Raw genomic sequence first — 17,500 nt, forward strand, 5'->3', positions numbered from 1 at the left:
AGACGGCATCGCCAATCTGTCCATGCAAAAAGTCGCTGATGCGGCAGGTACAAGCAAAGGTGGGCTTTTTCATCACTTTAAAAACAAAGACGAGCTGATCTTATCGGTGCTCGAGCTGTTCATCGCGCAGGTAAACACCGCCATCATGCAGTACATTAATGAGATGGGCGAAGTCAAAGGCGTGTTCACGCGTGCCTATGTGAGCGTGTTTTTTGAGAATACTGAGATTGGATTATCAAGTAACTGGTCGGGGCTGATTCGCGCGATGAATGCCGAGAGCAAACTTGCCGCTCTGTGGGATTCATGGCTTCATCATAAGGTTGGCAGCTTTAGCCATAATGACAGCGACATTCGATTGACCGCCATACGTTACGCCGTTGATGGCGCATGGCTAAACAATATTGATATGAAAGAATTGCCCGCCATTCATGATTATCTTATAACTCTGATTGATGATATTGTGAGCTAATCACAAAAAAACACCGTCCAATCGAGCGGTGTTTTTTGTTGTAAATCGATGAGCTAATCAGATTGCATAACCCAGCGCATAGAACGCCACCAACGCCACAGCGATGATGACCGTGCCGATGTTAAGCTGCTTAACCTCGCCAGAGATCAGACGACCCAGCACCAACGCAGCAAAGCCCAGCATGATGCCTGTTACGATGTTGGCAGTCAATACGATGAACACCGCACACACCAGGCCACTCATCGCACCCACAAAGTCATCAAAATCAAGCTTTGAGACATTGCTTAGCATCAACAGACCCACATACATCAAGGCAGGCGCAGTTGCATAACCAGGCACCAAGAACGCCAATGGCTGGAAGAACAGCATAAGCAAGAACAACACACCCACCACGATCGCGGTCAGGCCTGTCTTACCGCCAACCGCTGTGCCTGCCGCCGATTCGATATACACCGCTGCAGGCGCCGTACCGAATAGACCTGAGAACACGCTAGAGACCGAGTCAGCAGTCAATGCCTTGCCGCCGCCGATGATCTGACCGTCTTTATCAATCAGACCGGCTTGTCCTGCTACTGCACGGATCGTACCTGTCGCATCGAACACTGCCGTCATCACCAAAGCGAATACCGCTGGCAATACCGCCGCATTTAGCGCGCCCATGATGTCAAGGTTAAGGAACAGCGATTCGCCTGTAACAGTTGGCAGCTTGAAGATTGAACCGCCGAATTTCACATTCGGGTCAAAAATCAGCCCAATTACCGTAATGGCAATGATTACCCATAGGATGCTGCCTTTTACCTGCTTACGCTCAAGACCGATGATCGCAGCCAATCCAACCAAAGACATGATCACAGGAAAAGAAGTAAATTCGCCCATTTTTACAGGCAGACCAGCATCATTCTTGATGACAAGGCCCACACCGTTGGCAGCGATCAGCAGTAGGAACAGGCCAATACCAATACCCGCGCCATGCGCGATTGAAATTGGTAGATTACGCAGAATCCACGCGCGAATGCCTGTTACCGAGATGAGCGTGAACACCACACCCATCAAGAAAATCGCGCCCAGCGCCACCGGCACGCTGATGCCTTGACCTAATACCAGACTAAACGCCGTAAACGCCGTCAAACTGATCGCACAACCGATCGCCATCGGGACATTCGCCCACAGACCGATCAAGATTGAGCCTAAGCCCGCCACCAAGCAAGTCGCGATAAAGACCGACTCAGCAGGAAATCCTGCATCGCTTAGCATGTTCGGCACGACGATCACCGAATACACCATCGCCAAAAAAGTCGTCAAGCCAGCGATGACTTCTTGACTCACAGAAGAGCCACGCTCCTCAATTTTTAGATAAGAAAGCAAAGACATAAAACGCCTATCAAGTTGCTAAGAATAATTTTAGGGTGCTAATTTTACTTCATAGACACAATTTTTACAATTTTTAACGAATAAATTTACAAAATTTTATGGTCCATTTGGTCGAAATTTTGACAAATATTAGGTAAAATGGTCGTAATTTTAGATAATTTTAAAACAATATGAAAAACACTCAAGAAACCATCGCATTACCTGACTTTGAGGTGACACTCGTGCAGAATGACACTCAAAGCTCTGTCAATCTTAGCACTCTCATCCAAGACAGCGGGCTAGGATTGATGCTGTACTTTTATCCCAAGGATAACACTCAAGGCTGCTCAGTTCAGGCGGTTGATTTTAGCCAGCTAAAAGAACAATTCGAGAACAAGGGCTATCAGATCATTGGTGTATCTCGCGATGGCATCAAATCCCATCAGAACTTCATCACCAAAAAATCTCTCGACATCCCGCTTATCAGCGATCCTGATGAGAAGCTTTGCCAGCATTTTGATGTCATCAAAGAAAAAATGATGTATGGCAAGATCCATCTTGGCGTGGTGCGCTCAACTTTCGTGTTTGATAACAACGGGCAAATGACGGCAAGCTATCGCAATGTAAAAGCCAAAGAACACGCCGAAAAGCTACTTGAGACCCTATAAAATCTCATGAAAGTTATGCACTTATCATCATCGCTAAAGCATGATGAAGCCGAACGTGGCATCTATGTCATCACTCACGCCCTCATGCGCGCAGGTCATGAATCGATCGTCATCGGTGCCGCTCACGAAGAAGAAGAGCTGGTGACGCGCCTTACGCGTGATGACACCGTGTATTATCAATTGCCCATGCCAAAAAAATCTTGGTGGGCGCTAAAAAACGTCCTAAAACTGCGTCGAATCATCCAAGAGCACGAACCTGACATCATTCATGTGCATTCGCGCACGCCTGCATGGGTGCTGCATTGGGCACTGCATCGCACCCCAAAAGAAAAACGCCCAAAAATCGTCGCGACGATGTATGGCTTTTATCCGATGAATTCTTATGCGCGTGCGCTTTTTTATTCTGACGTGATCATCACCGCCTCCAGAAGCATCGACAAATACCTACGTGCCAAGCTCGCCCAAAAAAAAGAAGAACTCGACATCGAAGAATACCCCTTTGACATCGTGTGCGTGCGACGCGGCGTAGACATTCGCACTTATCCGTATCGCCATCACGCATCCGTGTATTGGCTGCATAATATCTTCGCAGAATACCCAGAGCTTGAACACAAAAAATGGCTGCTATTCCCCACGCCTGTCGGTGCAGAATACGGACAAGAATGGCTGGTTGATATCCTAGGCAACCTACAAGAAAAATTCCCTGACATTCACGCCATCATCGCAGAAGATAATGAGACCAATTTATCCGACCAAGACGTCGCACACGAAGAATTCATCCAACGACTGCACGCCTTAGGTCTTAACGACAAAGTGACATTCATCGGGCGCAGACCACCCGACATGAGAGAATGGCTATCGTCAGCGAATGTCGTGCTTGCGCTGGCTAATCGCCCAGAGAGTATTGGCATCACCGCCCTACAGGCCATTCACCTTGGTACGCCGGTCATCGGCTGGGCAAAAGGAGCATTTGCTGACATTCTAAGCGCATTGTATCCACAAGGTCTAGTTAAAGAAGAGACCGCCGTCGCACTCTGCAAAGCCGTCAAATCACACCTTCAGAACGGCTTGCGCCCTGCCATGACCCACGAATATACCATCGATCAGATGACGGCGGAGACTTTGGCAGTCTATCAGTCGCTCATGCCTGACTGCAAGCTCGTCAAGACCGATCGCCATGATAACCTTGTGTGCGTTCGGGTAAATGAATAATACCGACTTAATCAAACGCGCGTCTCGATTACGCTTTAGATAGCGCAATACGCAATACACACTAACTTTGATTTCATCCCCAATCAAAAACACCGCTAAATTAGCGGTGTTATTACAAAAAAATACCCAGCTTGGGTAACTGGGTGTGTGGGTAAATAGCATCCATCGCCGATGACTCATCCTTTGGCAGCCATGCCTCATGCCTCTATCCTAATGTGCGCATTATATTATCAAAAATTTGTCTATACCATCAGCCATTACCGCCACATTATGTAAGCCATTTCTTACAAATCTCAAACCATTTTTTATAATTTACACGTTCAGCCATTTAAGAATCAGTAAAGAAAAGCTTATTTTTTGAGGATATTTGCCCAAAAAAGCTTGATTTTTTATTCATAACAGTGCATAGTTATACGCTTAATTTGAATGGCGCTTGTTTAGTGGCATTCATCGGTTTTTATTCATTCTAAGGTGGACACAATGGCAGAAAAATTGGTCGTAGGCTTGGTTGGTTGGCGTGGCATGGTTGGCTCTGTGCTAATGGCTCGCATGGTTGAAGAAGGTGATTTTAATCACATCACGCCTGTTTTTTTCTCAACCAGCAACGCAGGCGGCAAAGCGCCTAATTTCGGCGTAGATGCAGGCACCCTAAAAGACGCATTCGACATCAGTGAACTTGCCAAATGTGACGCCATCATTACCTGTCAAGGCGGCGACTACACCAAAGAAGTACATGGCAAATTGCGCGCATCTGGCTGGAATGGTTACTGGATCGACGCAGCCAGCTCGCTTCGCATGGACGACAACGCTGTCATTATTCTAGACCCTGTTAACCGCAACGTCATCGACGACGCCATCGCTAATGGCAAAAAAGACTTCATCGGCGGTAACTGCACCGTTAGTCTAATGCTGATGGCGATCGGTGAGCTATTCCGCCGCGGCTGGGTAGAATGGGTATCTGCCATGACTTATCAAGCCGCTTCTGGCGCAGGTGCTAACAACATGCGTGAGCTTATCTCTGGCATGGGTGTATTACGTGACAGCGTGGCAGATAAGCTTGCTGACCCTGCCTCTGCCATCCTTGAAATCGACAAAACCATCGCCGACACTCAGCGCTCTGACACTTTCCCAAAACAACACTTCGGTGCTGTATTGGCAGGCAGTCTCATTCCTTATATCGACAGCCAGCTTGATAATGGTCAATCTCGCGAAGAATGGAAAGGTCAAGCCGAGACCAATAAGATCCTGGGCAACACAGATTCAAACATCATCAACATCGATGGCATCTGTGTGCGTATCGGTGCGATGCGCTGCCACAGCCAAGCACTAACCATCAAGCTAACCAAAGACATCCCTCTGGCTGAGATCGAAGAAGCACTACGCCAAAGTGACAACCCTTGGCTAGATGTGGTTGAAAATGATAAGCCTGCCAGCATGGAGCGACTCACGCCTGTAGCAGTAACAGGTACGCTGAATGTGGCGGTAGGTCGTCTTCGCAAGATGAACATGGGCGGCGAATACCTAACCGCCTTCACTGTGGGCGATCAGCTACTGTGGGGTGCTGCTGAGCCGCTACGTCGTATGCTTGCCATCATCCAAGGTCGTATCTAATCAATCAAGATGCTAAAAGCCATCAAAAAGCACGCAACATGAGCGTGCTTTTTGTGTTATGATACACCAAATTTTTATATTTACCACACATGACAGACATCACTCACATCATCTACGCAGGCGGCACATTTGGCAGTCACGGTACGCCATTATCACCCTTGCCTGCCGATGTTTTTTTACCAACATTAAAACAAACATTGGCAGAACGATTGCCAAACATCGCAACCGACATCCTTCCCAATACACTCATCAAGGACAGCAGCACCCTAACTCCTGCTGATTTTGTGTCCTTATACGGTACGATTTTGAAGGCGTATGATGCGGGCGCGAGACGTTTTGTGCTTATTACGGGGACTGACAGCTTAAGTTTTTTGTCAGCATTTTTGGCGAATGCCTTTAATGGTAGTGACATCAGTCTTGTGATTACAGGCAGTATGCAGGCATTATTCATCGCTGACAACCCTAGCCACATCATCAATAATGACAGCGACGCATGGGTCAATCTTCGTGATGCCATCATCGCTACGACCGAACATAAAGGTGTGGCGGTACAGTTTTATCATAAACTCATGGACGCCAAAGACACCCAAAAAATCAACAGCCAGGACCATGATGCCTTCATAGGTGTGCCGTTATCGGTAAAGAATACCAACCAGACGGAATGTTTTGACATTAAAGGCGCATTAGATAATTTACCCATCTTAGCGAACAACACCCAACACACCCAAATCACCGCCATCTACTGCCTACCTAATGATGTGGCGAACCTTGAACATCAGCTCAGTCAGTTAAGTGAACACACTCGAGCGGTCATCTTAATTGGGTTTGGTGCGGGCAATGTACCATCATCTGACAAGCTCATCACTCAGCTTCAGAGACTACAAGCCAAGCAAATCTCCGTTATCTGTACCACCATGTGTACTTTTGGTGGCACCAGCGCGGATTATGCGGCAGGTGCTTGGCAGTATCAGCATGGTGTGCGCTCAAGCTCGCTTGGTATTGCTGGCATCTACGGGCAAACCCTCTGGCAAACCCTACAACCCAACTCATAAATCATGAACGACCAAAACACACAAACCTACGCCATCGGTGTTGAATTTATTGGTACAAATTATCGCGGCTGGCAGCGACAGCAGGAAGTCGATAGCATTCAGGCACGCCTCGAGTCTGCCCTATCCACCATCGCCAACGAACCCATCGAGGTGATCGCTGCAGGGCGTACTGATGCAGGGGTGCATGCGGGCAATATGATCGCGCATTTTACCACCACCGCCAAGCGTACCGAATATAACTGGATGCGCGGCGCAAACACCCTACTGCCAGACGACATTGCCCTGCGCTGGATTACACCGATGCCCTCTGATTTTCATGCACGCTTTGGTGCAATTGCTCGTCGTTATCGTTATGTCACACTAAATCAGCCCTATCGCCCTGCCATTCTGCGCCATCAGGTAACGCATGTTTTTGAGCCACTCGATATCGACAAGATGATACGAGCAAGCTCTCTTTTGGTCGGCACACATGATTTTAGTAGCTTTCGCGCAGCAGCTTGTCAGTCTAATCAGCCTGTGCGCAATGTCTCACACGCCAATCTATTTCAGCATGGGGCGTATCTGGTATTAGATATTCAGGCGGATGGTTTTTTGCATCACATGGTGCGTAACATCATGGGTGCGCTGTTCGCCATTGGTAAAGGCGAGCTTGAGGTTGATGACATCACAAGGCTCATCAACGCCAAAGATCGCACATTGGCACCACCAACCGCTTCTGCAGACGGTCTGTATTTTATTAACGCATATTACCCTGATCGATTTCAGACTCTGCTGCCTGACGTACCTCTAACGCCGCTTTGGCTTGGACTACCTGATTAAACCAACAAAAATCCCGCCAAACGACGGGATTTTTACTCAATGTGATATGAAATTAATCATATTCAATGATGACTTTCATCGCTCCAGTTTGGTCGGCGTGTTTAAAGACATCATACGCTTTTTCCATCTCAGAAAATTTAAAATGATGGGTGGCCAGTTTATCCATCGGCAGCTTACTGCATTCACATGATTTTAGTAGCATACCCGTGGTATTGGCATTCACAAGACCTGTAGTGATTTTAAGATTCTTAATCCACAGCTTCTCAAGGGCGAAGCTCACAGGCTGACCGTGCACGCCGACGTTAGCGATGTTACCACCTTCTTTGACAGACTGCTGGCAGATATCCCAAGTAGCTGGAATGCCCACCGCTTCCATCGCGCAGTCCACGCCGCGACCATCGGTAATCTCAAGGATGCGAGCCACTGCGTCTTCTTTGCCTGAATTAATCGTGTGTGTTGCACCCATTTCTTTTGCCATGCGCAGACGATTATCATCCAAATCAACCACGATGATGGTGGCTGGCGAATAGAACTGCGCTGTTAATAGGCAGCCCATGCCCACAGGACCTGCACCAACGATTGCAATGGTGTCGCCTGGCTTGACATCGCCGTATTGTACGCCGATTTCGTGCCCTGTTGGTAGTGCATCCGATAAGAACACCGCCACGTCAGTATTCAGATTGTCAGGTAGATGATACAGTGAATTATCAGCAAATGGCGTACGCACGTATTCGGCTTGGGTGCCGTCGATCATGTAGCCCATGATCCAGCCGCCGCCCTGACGACAATGCGCATAAAGCTGCTTTTGGCAGTTTTCGCATGAGCCGCAGCGAGATACGCACGAGACGATGACTTTATCGCCTTTTTTGAAATTCTTGACCGCAGAGCCAACTTCCTCGACAATCCCCACGCCTTCATGACCAAGGATTCGCCCATTCCACTCGCCTGTCTTGTCGCGAGCGGTCGTCTCAATCTCAGGGTTCTTGCCCTTCCAAATGCCCAAATCCGTACCACAAATGGTGGTCTTCGTCATGCGAATGATGGCATCGGTAGGGTCGATGATGGTAGGCACGGGACGATCTTCGAAACGAATGTCGTTCTCACCGTAATAGGTCATGGCTTTCATGGTCGTCATAAGTTACTCCTTTGCGGGTTAAAAATTAACAACTTATGTCATTACCATAACAAAATATTAGGTCGGTGTAAAGTTAAAGTTTGATGAAAATCTCAATAAAATCATTATGTTATATCATAATTAATATACCAACCTACAACCTTTAATTTTTACTGCTATGCTTTTAGATAAGCCTACATTGAATCAGGAATGTCTTCACACTTCATTTCAAAATCCTTGTCTTCCAATAGCTCTTTGACCATCACTTTTCTGCTTTCTGCATCGACAGACATCACCTCCATCGGAATGACTAACCCCAAAAATATCGCTACCTCAAACTGTTGTCCTACCTGGATATGACGGCATGCTTTTTCATGAATCAACCAAGAACCGCCAACCTGCCTTCCCTGCTCATCAATATAAAATCCTCTGCCGTTTTTTGAGACTTCGGCTCGACCTTGATGAAAGAAAAATGGCTCATCATACAACACATCAATCATCGGCTCACCTGAGCGGTCAAGCATTCCGTGCTTTTTATTAATTTCAATGCTGATACCCTTAATGGCATCAAAATAAGGTATAGAAATACCATGATATCTCGGCGGTACGATCAGCTTGCCCGACTTATCAGTTACCCCATATAAAGCCATCTCATCGCCATTAGCATCCCGATCATATACGACAACTTCTGCCAGCCCATGATAAAATCCATGCCTAAGGCTGTGATTAAACTGCATCACCAGCTCGCCATCAGTGTTAATATAGCCATAACGATCATCTTTCTTGACCACCGCCACATCATCATTAAACCCAAAAATAAAATCATAGTCAAAATCTGCCACGATTTGATTATGAGTGTCCACCACTCCCCATCTACCATCCCGTTCTACAGGGAAAAGTCCTTCATCCCCCATGAGAATTTCATCATACATGAAAGGAATGATTTGCTTTTTGGATTTATCGATCGCACCCCAACGACCACCTCTTTTTACTGGCAAATAGTCATGATAGGAACGGTCGACATCCTCAAATTGATCAACCACCTGAAAATTAGAGTCTAGCAGTTGCACCCAATCACCCTTACCAACCACAAAATACTCACCAAACCCAAAAATCCTATCATATTCAAAGGGAAGCATCACACGATCATGATGATCAATCAGCCCGTAATTACCATACCTACCTTCAGCGCGCCGCTCCATCGCGACAATAAGCCCATTGACATCACTTAGTGAACCATATTTAGGCTGGATAATCATCTGTCCATGATGCATCATTCCATGCTTGCCGTCTTTTATGATTTCATAATAAGAATCATCATGTGGCAATAGATGATCATACTCCATCGGCAAAATAACACGACCCTGACGATCAATCGCACCCCATTTCTCACCATTTGACACGCCAAATTCATCCTTGCCCAGCCGATGAATCTTACGATACTCTGGCGCGATCAGCATATCACCTGCAACATCTACCAATCCATGCTTTATGCCTTGATAAGATATCGAGACACCATCTTCGATACAGCCCACCCAGTCATAATCCCCCAAGGACGGTCTATCACAAGCCCATGCCGACGTCACCAACACACCAGACATCATCAACAAAGCCAAAAATTTCATACCATCCACCTGCCAACAACTTTATGTCATATTAACACACCCTACCGCAAAAACAGCAAAAAACATAGCTTTTGATAAAAATATCGGCTATAATATCGCTTTCATTTTTTAACTTATTTGACTTATGGCAAAAAAAGACGACATCATTGAATTTGAAGGCGAAGTCATTGACACGCTACCAAATACCCTATTTAAAGTCCGCCTTGAAAACGGACATGAAATCATCGCACACATCTCGGGCAAAATGCGCAAGCATTATATCCGCATCCTAACAGGCGATAAAGTCAAGGTTGAGATGACCCCTTATGATTTGTCAAAAGGTCGCATCACTTACCGTGGCAAATAATCATCCAGAACCCAAGTTTTTCTTGGGTTTTATTCTATGAGTAAGCCATTTACCCTGCTGATTCACGGGCTGCACATGAGCGGTCTGTATATGTATCCGTTGGCAAAAAAACTCTCTCAAGCAGGCTATCAGACTCACGCGCCCAGCTATCACAGTCTAACCAAATCCATCTCTGACCACAGTCAGATGCTGAACGACTGGCTAATACAAAACCACTCCAATGATCGACCGCTGAATCTGGTCGGGCACAGTCTGGGTGGCTTGGTAATGCGTCATTTTTTGGCGAATTTTAGTGAGGATTGGCAAGTTCACCGCTGTGTCACGCTAGGTACACCCCATCAGGGAAGCATCTGCGCCAATTATGCCAATCGACTCTTTCCGCCATTAGTGCAAAAAGCCTACCCCTTGGCACTAGATGGTAGCTGTGCGCCACTACCTGATGACATCGAGCTTGGAGTTATCGCCGGCAACCGACCCATCGGACTTGGCATGCCCATCTTATCTTATCACAACAGAAGACATCGTCTAGATGCTGATGCCAGACAGCACGATGGCACCGTCTATCTGTCTGAGACCTACCTGCCATCTGCTAAAGATTATCTGATTCTGCCCGTGTCGCACACAGGGCTGATCACAGACAGAGCGACCGCGAGCCAAGTGATACATTTTCTAGAATTTGGTAAATTCTTAAAACAGCCCATTTAAAAAACCACCTTTTACGTAGGTGGTTTTGGTCGATACAGTTAGCCAAAGATATTCTTTATCCACGCACCGATTGATTGAATCTGTGGCAGGCACACTTGATGCGCCATTGGATAGCTGTTAAATGTTGGCTTAAGTCCCAATCCTTCTAATTGCGCCTTGGCATTCACGCCCAGAACCTTTGGCACCACATCATCATAATCTCCGTGGTCGATTTTCACGCTGATATCGCGATTGGTTGAGACAGCTTGAATGCTATCTTTGGTGGCAAAATACGTCGATAATGCCAATAGACCGCCAAGCTTATACTTGGTCGTAAGCACAGTATGGTACGCCACCGCACCACCTTGAGAGAATCCTGCGATGATGATGTTCTGACTTGGCACACCTGATGCGATCTCACGCTCGATGAGCTTCTCGATGGCGCGCGCCGATGTTTGGATCTGTGTCACATCCACCTTTCTATCTAGGCTCATCTCAAGAATATCATACCACGCAGGCATGACATAGCCGCCATTGACCGTGACAGGAATTCTAGGTGCGTGTGGAAACACAAAGCGCACCGCCAAATCTCCCAACCCAAGTTCAGGCACAATAGGCTCAAAATCATGCCCGCTCGCGCCAAGCCCATGCAGCCAAATCACAGCATGACTGATCGGTAGGTTCTTAGGGTTATGCTCTACGATCACACAGTCAAGCAATGCATCATTATTAATCAATTCACTCATTGTCATCACCTTTAATTTAAATTAACTTATCATAACACAAACGCCCAATGAGATAAATCACAAGCCACCTACAAAATCACACACCTTTTACATTTTCTTTGCCAAAATGGACTTAAAAACCGTTATAATAAGTACATTTTCTGACTTTTAATTATAGAGAGTAAATCATGCAGTGGAAAGGCCGCAGGCAAAGTAACAACATCGAGGATCGCCGTGGCGGTGGCGCGCGCAAAGTGGGCGGTGTTAGTATTTTTAGCTTAATCTTGGCACTTATCGTGTGGAAGGTTTTTGGCATCAGTCCTGAGACTACCCTTGGCGTCACCGAACAGATCACCCAAAACAGTCAAAGTGCCCAAGCCCCCGCCCAAGAGACCGCTGATCAAGCCGAGACTCGAGAGTTTGTGGCGACAGTATTGGCAGACACCGAAGATATCTGGACGCCAATTTTCGCGCAGCTAGGTGGTACTTATCAGGCGCCTAAGCTTGTCATGTTCAGCGGTGCGGTGCAGTCAGCTTGTGGTTCAGCGACATCGGCAAGCGGTCCATTCTACTGCCCTGCTGACCAAAAAGTCTATCTTGACACCAGTTTCTTTAAGGCGATGCGCACACAGATGGGCATCTCTGGCGAGAAAAATAGTAGCGAGCTGACCCGTCAAGATCAAGCCGCAGACTTCGCACAGGCTTATGTGATCGCGCATGAAGTTGGTCACCATGTTCAGACTCTGCTAGGCATCTCAAATGAAGTGCGCCGCGCTCAAGCCAATGCCAGTGAAGCCGCTGCCAACAACCTATCCGTTCGCCAAGAGCTACAAGCGGACTGCTTTGCCGGTCTGTGGGCAAGACACAACCACGAACGCACTCAATTCCTAGAAAAAGGCGACATCGAAGAGGCATTAGATGCCGCTGAGAAGATCGGTGATGACTATCTACAGCACAAATCGCACGGTCATACCGTCCCTGATAGCTTCACGCACGGTACGAGTGCTCAGCGTCAGCGCTGGTTCTACCGCGGTTTTGAGACTGGCGACATCAAACAATGCGACACCTTCGCTACGCGCGAATTATAATTAACAATACCCCACTTTGGGGTATTTTATTATGGCTACCATCATGACAAACACACTCACCTTATCTGACGAATTAACCGAATTGCTAACTCAGTTTCTAAGAGAGCGCACCACCAGAGAGATACACATTAACCCCGATGTACTGGCTTATCGCTGGGCGGGCGGCGAATCTGGGCAATTAAGTCCGCTGGACGTGTCATTCCATCAAGATCTTGACGACTTGCTTGGTATCGACACCCAAAAACAAAAACTCATCGCCAACACACGCCAATTCCTATCAGGACTGCCCGCAAACCACGTACTCATGACAGGTTCACGAGGCGCGGGCAAATCATCACTCATTCGCGCCCTGCTAAAGCACTACCACACCCAAGGGCTACGCATCATCGAGGTGGCACGTGACGATCTATTACATCTTGACAAAATTCGCACCGCCATTAAAGCTTCACAATCACAGGGCAACACTAACCGCTATATCGTGTACTGTGATGATTTGGCATTCAATGCCCAAGATGAGAATTATCGCACCCTAAAGAGCGTGCTTGATGGTGCGCTCGACAGCGAGCAAGATCGCCTACTCGTCTATGCCACCAGCAACCGTCGCCACCTGCTGCCGCAAATGATGAAGGACAATGTGAATATCTACAACGGTCAGACAGATGAAGTGAATCCTTACGAGACCATCGATGAGACCGTATCATTATCAGATCGCTTTGGTCTGTGGTTGTCATTTTATCCGATGAATCAAGAGCTGTACCTTGATATCGTGGCAGGCTATCTCAATAAAGAAAACATCAGCATGGATGATACAGCACGCCAAGAAGCACTAAAATGGGCAAGCACGCGCGGTGGTCGATCTGGACGTATCGCTCATCAGTTTAGTCGTCACTGGATCGGGCAGCTAAAGCTTAATTCAATCAGCTAGTTAAACACAAAAAATAAAGGCGATCATTGTCGCCTTTATTTTTATTTCCATTATTGTGATTGTCAATACGCTAAGCATCTTGCGCATATCACTAGCACATCACGATAAGTTCGAAGCCTGTACCAACACACGCGTATAGTCTTCTTTTGGCGCGTTAAATATCTGCTCTGCCGTGCCCATCTCAACCACCTCGCCATGACTCATGACAATAACCCGGTCGGATAATGCCTTGACCACAGACAGATCATGGCTGATAAATATGTAGCTTAGCCCATATTTACGCTGCAAATCATTTAATAGTTCAACAACAGTAATCTGAGTTGAACGGTCAAGCGCAGAAGTTGGCTCATCTAAGAGCACAAACTTCGGTTCAAGAATGATCGCTCGCGCAATCGCGATACGCTGACGCTGCCCGCCAGAGAACTCATGCGGATAACGATTAATCATGTTCGGTGACAGATTTACCTCTTTTAGCATCTGCATGACACGCTGGCGACGCTCATCCTTACTCATGTGCGGATAATGCACCGTCAGACCCTCACCGATGATCTCGCCCACAGTCAGACGTGGCGACAGTGAATTGAATGGGTCTTGAAACACCATTTGCATGTCTTTTTTGAGCGGCTTGCGCTCGGCATCGCCCATCTGATTAATCTCTTTACCATCAAAGCTGATCTTACCACGCGACTCAATGATTTGCATGATGGCACGACCCAGTGTTGATTTGCCTGAGCCTGACTCACCCACAATGCCCAAAGTCTCGCCCACTTTTAGGTTAAGCGAGATGCCCTTCACCGCATTAAACACTTGGGTTGGCTTACCAAAAAAGCTGCGCTTAATCACGTAATCAACCTCAACATCATCAGCTGTAATGAGATTAGGCACATCCTTGCCTGGCGATTGTTTTAGGCTTTCAGGAATCGGCGTAAGCAGCTCCACAGTATAAGGATGCTGCGGATTATTAAAGACCTCTTCAGTTTTACCACGCTCGATAATCGCACCATACTGCATGACGCACACGTCATCGCTGTATCGCTTAACTAGTCGTAGATCGTGAGAGATGAGAATAATCGCCATGCCCATGTCCCGCTGTAGCTCACGCATCAGATCCAAGATCTCTGCCTGCGTGGTTACATCCAGAGCTGTGGTCGGCTCATCTGCGATCAACAGATCAGGCTTATTAATGATCGCCATCGCAATCATGATGCGCTGCAACTGACCGCCCGAGAACTCATGCGGATAGCTGTTCATTTTTTTATCTGCATTCGGGATTTTGACGCGCTGTAGTGTCTCTAGCGCCATTTGGGCTGCTTGAGACTTGCTGATGCTTGGATTATGAATGCTGATCGCTTCAGCGACTTGCTGCCCGATTTTCATGTATGGATTTAGCGATGTCATCGGCTCTTGGAAAATCATGCCAATACGCTTACCACGAATCGTGCGCATCTGCTGATCTGATAATGACAGGATCTCTTGACCCTCAAAGACAATCAATGAATCATCGCCATATTTTACGATATTCTTTGGCAGCAGCTTCATGATCGCCATCGACGTGACTGATTTGCCAGAGCCCGACTCGCCCACGATGGCAAGCGTTCGCCCTCGCTCAACCGAGAACGATGATGATTTGACCGCATGCACAAGCTCTTCGTCTGTTTTTAAATAAACATCCAGATTCTTAACTTCTAATAATGTCATCGTTATGTCCTATTTATCCTTTGGATCCAATGCATCGCGCAGACCATCGCCGATGAAGTTAAAACAAAACAAAGTAACTACCAAAAACACCGATGGAATCAGCAGCTGCCAAGGTGCTACCTGCATGTTTTGCGCACCTTCTTGAAGTAGCGCACCCCAGCTGGTCATCGGCTCTTGTACACCCAGACCTAAAAAGCTTAAGAATGACTCAAACAAAATCATGCCCGGCACAACCAAAGAAGCATAGACCACAACCACACCAAGCACATTTGGGACGATGTGACGAGTGATGATTTTCCAGTTTGACACGCCCGTCACATGCGCCGCTTCGATGAACTCTTTGTTTTTTAGGCTTAGCGTTTGACCGCGCACCATACGCGCCACATCAAGCCACGACACCAATCCAATCGCCACAAAAATCAAAAAGATATTACGACCAAATAATGTCACCAAAAGAATCACGAAAAACATGAATGGGAATGCACTTAATACTTCCAAAAAGCGCATCATGAGCATATCAACTTTACCGCCTGCATAGCCAGAGATGGCACCATAAACCGTACCGATCAGCACCGCGACAAAGGCTCCTGCGATACCCACCATCAACGAGATGCGACCGCCAATCGCAACACGCACAAGCAAGTCACGACCCAATGTGTCCGTGCCAAAGTAATGTCCTGTCGCCATAGATGGTGCTGACTGCATGTTCGCCCAGTCCGTATCAGCATAGCCAAATGGCATCAGCATCGGCGCAATTGTCACAAAAATAGCAATCAATGCCAAGATGATAATACTGGCAATCGCCGCCTTATTACGGCGAAAACGTCGCCACGCGTCCTGCCAAAGGCTGCGACCCTTGATATCAGTTGGTGCAGTTTGTATTGTGTTTGTAGTTACAGACATAAAACAATCCTTATTAGTACTTGATTTTTGGGTCAATCACGGTGTACAAGATATCCACGATCGCATTAAACACAATCGTCAGTACACCCACCAAAATCGTCAAACTCAGCACCAAACTATAATCGCGGTTCAATGCACCCTCCACAAACAACCGACCAATCCCCGGCAAGCCAAAAATCGTCTCAATCACGATCGAGCCTGTGATGATACCTACAAATGCAGGACCAAGGAATGAAATGACTGGCAGCATCGCAGGACGAAGTGCATGCTTGAATACGATGTGCGATGTTGGCAATCCTTTGGCGCGTGCGGTGCGGATGAATGAACTGTTCATCACCTCAATCATCGAGCCACGCGTCACACGAGCGATGCTGGAGGCATACGAGAGAGCGAGTGTGCCAACAGGTAGGATGAGGTATTTTAATGCGCCATCATTCCAGCCACCTGCGGGTAGCCATTTTAAGGTTACCGCAAAGATTAACACCAGTAGTGGCGCCTTCACAAAGCTTGGCATCACAACACCAGTCATCGCCACCGTCATGAGCGAATAATCTAAAAAACTGTTCTGTTTCAAGGCGGCAATCACCCCAAGCGTCACACCAACCAACAGCGCAATAATAAACGCATACAGACCAATCTCAATAGACACCGGCAAAGAGTCAGCAAGCAGCGAATTGATGGTGTGATCTTTATACTTAAAAGATGGGCCAAAATCGCCTTGAGCCAGCTGCTTTAGGTAATTAACATACTGTAGCCACATGGGATCGTTAAGATTATATTTGGCTTCGATGTTCGCCAAAACCGCAGGGGGTAGGTTGCGTTCGCCCGTAAAAGGACTGCCCGGCGCCAATCTCATCATAAAAAACGAGATCGTAATCAGAAATAGCATGGTGGGGATCGCTTCAAGCGCACGTTTAAAAATCAACTTAAACATAAAAACCTCGTGTTTTGCACATCCACATTAGACACTTGTCATCCAGACAAGAATTCCTTGGATACACTCCTTTGTGATAGATTAGGGAAATCCACCAAATCCTTAATAATAACGCACAACAAATAAGACAGCTGTGTTACTAATTTGTAAATTTTTGGTATTATACATGATTCCAATTAGTTTGTGTTAAGATTTGTCTGTATCAATTTATCAAGCAAAGCATTTATTCAAAATCTTAATAAATCCATCATAAAATCAAATATAATCAATCACTTAT

17 protein-coding genes are annotated in these 17,500 nt (G+C 46.9%); 10 read left to right on the forward strand and 7 right to left on the reverse strand.

What is annotated here, in order from left to right:
- On the forward strand, nucleotides 1-469 hold a 469-nt coding region (locus GY683_RS07810; protein WP_297288195.1), incomplete at its 5' end, for a TetR/AcrR family transcriptional regulator.
- A 57-nt stretch (nucleotides 470-526) separates the two neighbouring features.
- Here GY683_RS07810 and GY683_RS07815 read toward each other — a convergent pair.
- Nucleotides 527-1,840, reverse strand: a complete 1,314-nt coding sequence (locus GY683_RS07815) for an NCS2 family permease (RefSeq protein ID WP_297288196.1) — start codon at nucleotides 1,838-1,840, stop codon at nucleotides 527-529.
- 170 nt (nucleotides 1,841-2,010) lie between these two features.
- Here GY683_RS07815 and GY683_RS07820 point away from each other — a divergent pair, with 170 nt between their 5' ends.
- The 5 genes from GY683_RS07820 to truA all read left to right on the forward strand — a co-directional run bounded on the left by GY683_RS07820 (nucleotide 2,011) and on the right by truA (nucleotide 7,181).
- Nucleotides 2,011-2,487, forward strand: coding sequence for a peroxiredoxin (locus tag GY683_RS07820; protein WP_297288197.1), 477 nt, complete (start codon nucleotides 2,011-2,013; stop codon nucleotides 2,485-2,487).
- Between the two features lie 6 nt (nucleotides 2,488-2,493).
- Nucleotides 2,494-3,699 carry a glycosyltransferase family 4 protein gene (locus GY683_RS07825; protein ID WP_297288198.1) on the forward strand — a complete coding sequence of 402 codons (1,206 nt, stop codon included), beginning with the start codon at nucleotides 2,494-2,496 and terminating at the stop codon, nucleotides 3,697-3,699.
- Nucleotides 3,700-4,179: 480 nt separating this feature from the next.
- Nucleotides 4,180-5,310: an aspartate-semialdehyde dehydrogenase gene (gene asd / locus GY683_RS07830; RefSeq protein ID WP_297288199.1), complete on the forward strand. Its 1,131-nt coding sequence runs from the start codon at nucleotides 4,180-4,182 to the stop codon at nucleotides 5,308-5,310.
- 89 nt (nucleotides 5,311-5,399) lie between these two features.
- A complete protein-coding gene (locus GY683_RS07835; protein ID WP_297288200.1) occupies nucleotides 5,400-6,362 on the forward strand; it encodes an asparaginase domain-containing protein in 963 nt (320 codons plus the stop codon).
- A 3-nt stretch (nucleotides 6,363-6,365) separates the two neighbouring features.
- On the forward strand, nucleotides 6,366-7,181 hold the full coding sequence (gene truA, locus GY683_RS07840; RefSeq protein WP_297288201.1) for a tRNA pseudouridine(38-40) synthase TruA: 816 nt from the start codon (nucleotides 6,366-6,368) through the stop codon (nucleotides 7,179-7,181).
- A gap of 52 nt (nucleotides 7,182-7,233) precedes the next feature.
- Here truA and GY683_RS07845 read toward each other — a convergent pair whose 3' ends face one another.
- Together GY683_RS07845 and GY683_RS07850 are read right to left on the reverse strand one after the other, a co-directional pair.
- Nucleotides 7,234-8,316, reverse strand: a complete 1,083-nt coding sequence (locus tag GY683_RS07845; protein ID WP_297288202.1) for a zinc-dependent alcohol dehydrogenase family protein — start codon at nucleotides 8,314-8,316, stop codon at nucleotides 7,234-7,236.
- A 173-nt stretch (nucleotides 8,317-8,489) separates the two neighbouring features.
- The gene (locus tag GY683_RS07850; protein ID WP_297288203.1) at nucleotides 8,490-9,920 is read right to left on the reverse strand and encodes a WG repeat-containing protein; all 1,431 of its coding nucleotides are present in this window, start codon (nucleotides 9,918-9,920) and stop codon (nucleotides 8,490-8,492) included.
- A gap of 124 nt (nucleotides 9,921-10,044) precedes the next feature.
- Here GY683_RS07850 and infA point away from each other — a divergent pair, with 124 nt between their 5' ends.
- Together infA and GY683_RS07860 are read left to right on the forward strand one after the other, a co-directional pair.
- A complete protein-coding gene (gene infA, locus GY683_RS07855; RefSeq protein ID WP_297288204.1) occupies nucleotides 10,045-10,266 on the forward strand; it encodes a translation initiation factor IF-1 in 222 nt (73 codons plus the stop codon).
- A gap of 36 nt (nucleotides 10,267-10,302) precedes the next feature.
- Nucleotides 10,303-10,971 (forward strand): alpha/beta fold hydrolase, encoded by a 669-nt coding sequence (locus GY683_RS07860; protein ID WP_297288205.1) that lies wholly within the window; start codon nucleotides 10,303-10,305, stop codon nucleotides 10,969-10,971.
- A gap of 38 nt (nucleotides 10,972-11,009) precedes the next feature.
- On the opposite strand, the gene GY683_RS07865 is transcribed toward GY683_RS07860, so the two are convergent.
- Nucleotides 11,010-11,696 carry a carboxylesterase gene (locus GY683_RS07865; RefSeq protein ID WP_297288206.1) on the reverse strand — a complete coding sequence of 229 codons (687 nt, stop codon included), beginning with the start codon at nucleotides 11,694-11,696 and terminating at the stop codon, nucleotides 11,010-11,012.
- A 167-nt stretch (nucleotides 11,697-11,863) separates the two neighbouring features.
- On the opposite strand from GY683_RS07865, the gene GY683_RS07870 reads away from it, so the two are divergent.
- Together GY683_RS07870 and GY683_RS07875 are read left to right on the forward strand one after the other, a co-directional pair.
- On the forward strand, nucleotides 11,864-12,763 hold the full coding sequence (locus tag GY683_RS07870) for a neutral zinc metallopeptidase (protein WP_297288207.1): 900 nt from the start codon (nucleotides 11,864-11,866) through the stop codon (nucleotides 12,761-12,763).
- A 43-nt stretch (nucleotides 12,764-12,806) separates the two neighbouring features.
- Nucleotides 12,807-13,688, forward strand: a complete 882-nt coding sequence (locus GY683_RS07875) for an ATP-binding protein (protein ID WP_297288208.1) — start codon at nucleotides 12,807-12,809, stop codon at nucleotides 13,686-13,688.
- Nucleotides 13,689-13,787: 99 nt separating this feature from the next.
- On the opposite strand, the gene GY683_RS07880 is transcribed toward GY683_RS07875, so the two are convergent.
- Genes GY683_RS07880 through oppB form a run of 3 tightly spaced genes read right to left on the reverse strand, consistent with a single transcriptional unit; the run spans nucleotide 13,788 to nucleotide 17,223 of the window.
- On the reverse strand, nucleotides 13,788-15,386 hold the full coding sequence (locus GY683_RS07880) for an ABC transporter ATP-binding protein (RefSeq protein WP_297288209.1): 1,599 nt from the start codon (nucleotides 15,384-15,386) through the stop codon (nucleotides 13,788-13,790).
- Between the two features lie 9 nt (nucleotides 15,387-15,395).
- Nucleotides 15,396-16,289, reverse strand: coding sequence for an oligopeptide ABC transporter permease OppC (oppC, locus tag GY683_RS07885; RefSeq protein ID WP_297288210.1), 894 nt, complete (start codon nucleotides 16,287-16,289; stop codon nucleotides 15,396-15,398).
- A gap of 13 nt (nucleotides 16,290-16,302) precedes the next feature.
- Nucleotides 16,303-17,223: an oligopeptide ABC transporter permease OppB gene (oppB, locus tag GY683_RS07890; protein ID WP_297288211.1), complete on the reverse strand. Its 921-nt coding sequence runs from the start codon at nucleotides 17,221-17,223 to the stop codon at nucleotides 16,303-16,305.
- Nucleotides 17,224-17,500: the final 277 nt, after the last annotated feature.

It is taken from the genome of Moraxella sp. (assembly GCF_024227015.1).
Lineage (GTDB): Bacteria > Pseudomonadota > Gammaproteobacteria > Pseudomonadales > Moraxellaceae > Moraxella.

What these genes read in the sequence shown, in the direction of transcription:
- GY683_RS07850 (WP_297288203.1), bottom strand. Translation starts at nt 9,920, where the DNA reads ATGAAATTTTTGGCTTTGTTGATGATGTCTGGTGTGTTGGTGACGTCG.
- GY683_RS07870 (WP_297288207.1), top strand. Translation starts at nt 11,864, where the DNA reads ATGCAGTGGAAAGGCCGCAGGCAAAGTAACAACATCGAGGATCGCCGT.
- GY683_RS07825 (WP_297288198.1), top strand. Translation starts at nt 2,494, where the DNA reads ATGAAAGTTATGCACTTATCATCATCGCTAAAGCATGATGAAGCCGAA.
- GY683_RS07845 (WP_297288202.1), bottom strand. Translation starts at nt 8,316, where the DNA reads ATGACGACCATGAAAGCCATGACCTATTACGGTGAGAACGACATTCGT.
- GY683_RS07815 (WP_297288196.1), bottom strand. Translation starts at nt 1,840, where the DNA reads ATGTCTTTGCTTTCTTATCTAAAAATTGAGGAGCGTGGCTCTTCTGTG.
- asd (WP_297288199.1), top strand. Translation starts at nt 4,180, where the DNA reads ATGGCAGAAAAATTGGTCGTAGGCTTGGTTGGTTGGCGTGGCATGGTT.
- infA (WP_297288204.1), top strand. Translation starts at nt 10,045, where the DNA reads ATGGCAAAAAAAGACGACATCATTGAATTTGAAGGCGAAGTCATTGAC.
- GY683_RS07880 (WP_297288209.1), bottom strand. Translation starts at nt 15,386, where the DNA reads ATGACATTATTAGAAGTTAAGAATCTGGATGTTTATTTAAAAACAGAC.
- oppB (WP_297288211.1), bottom strand. Translation starts at nt 17,223, where the DNA reads ATGTTTAAGTTGATTTTTAAACGTGCGCTTGAAGCGATCCCCACCATG.
- GY683_RS07820 (WP_297288197.1), top strand. Translation starts at nt 2,011, where the DNA reads ATGAAAAACACTCAAGAAACCATCGCATTACCTGACTTTGAGGTGACA.
- GY683_RS07860 (WP_297288205.1), top strand. Translation starts at nt 10,303, where the DNA reads ATGAGTAAGCCATTTACCCTGCTGATTCACGGGCTGCACATGAGCGGT.
- oppC (WP_297288210.1), bottom strand. Translation starts at nt 16,289, where the DNA reads ATGTCTGTAACTACAAACACAATACAAACTGCACCAACTGATATCAAG.
- GY683_RS07865 (WP_297288206.1), bottom strand. Translation starts at nt 11,696, where the DNA reads ATGAGTGAATTGATTAATAATGATGCATTGCTTGACTGTGTGATCGTA.
- truA (WP_297288201.1), top strand. Translation starts at nt 6,366, where the DNA reads ATGAACGACCAAAACACACAAACCTACGCCATCGGTGTTGAATTTATT.
- GY683_RS07835 (WP_297288200.1), top strand. Translation starts at nt 5,400, where the DNA reads ATGACAGACATCACTCACATCATCTACGCAGGCGGCACATTTGGCAGT.
- GY683_RS07875 (WP_297288208.1), top strand. Translation starts at nt 12,807, where the DNA reads ATGACAAACACACTCACCTTATCTGACGAATTAACCGAATTGCTAACT.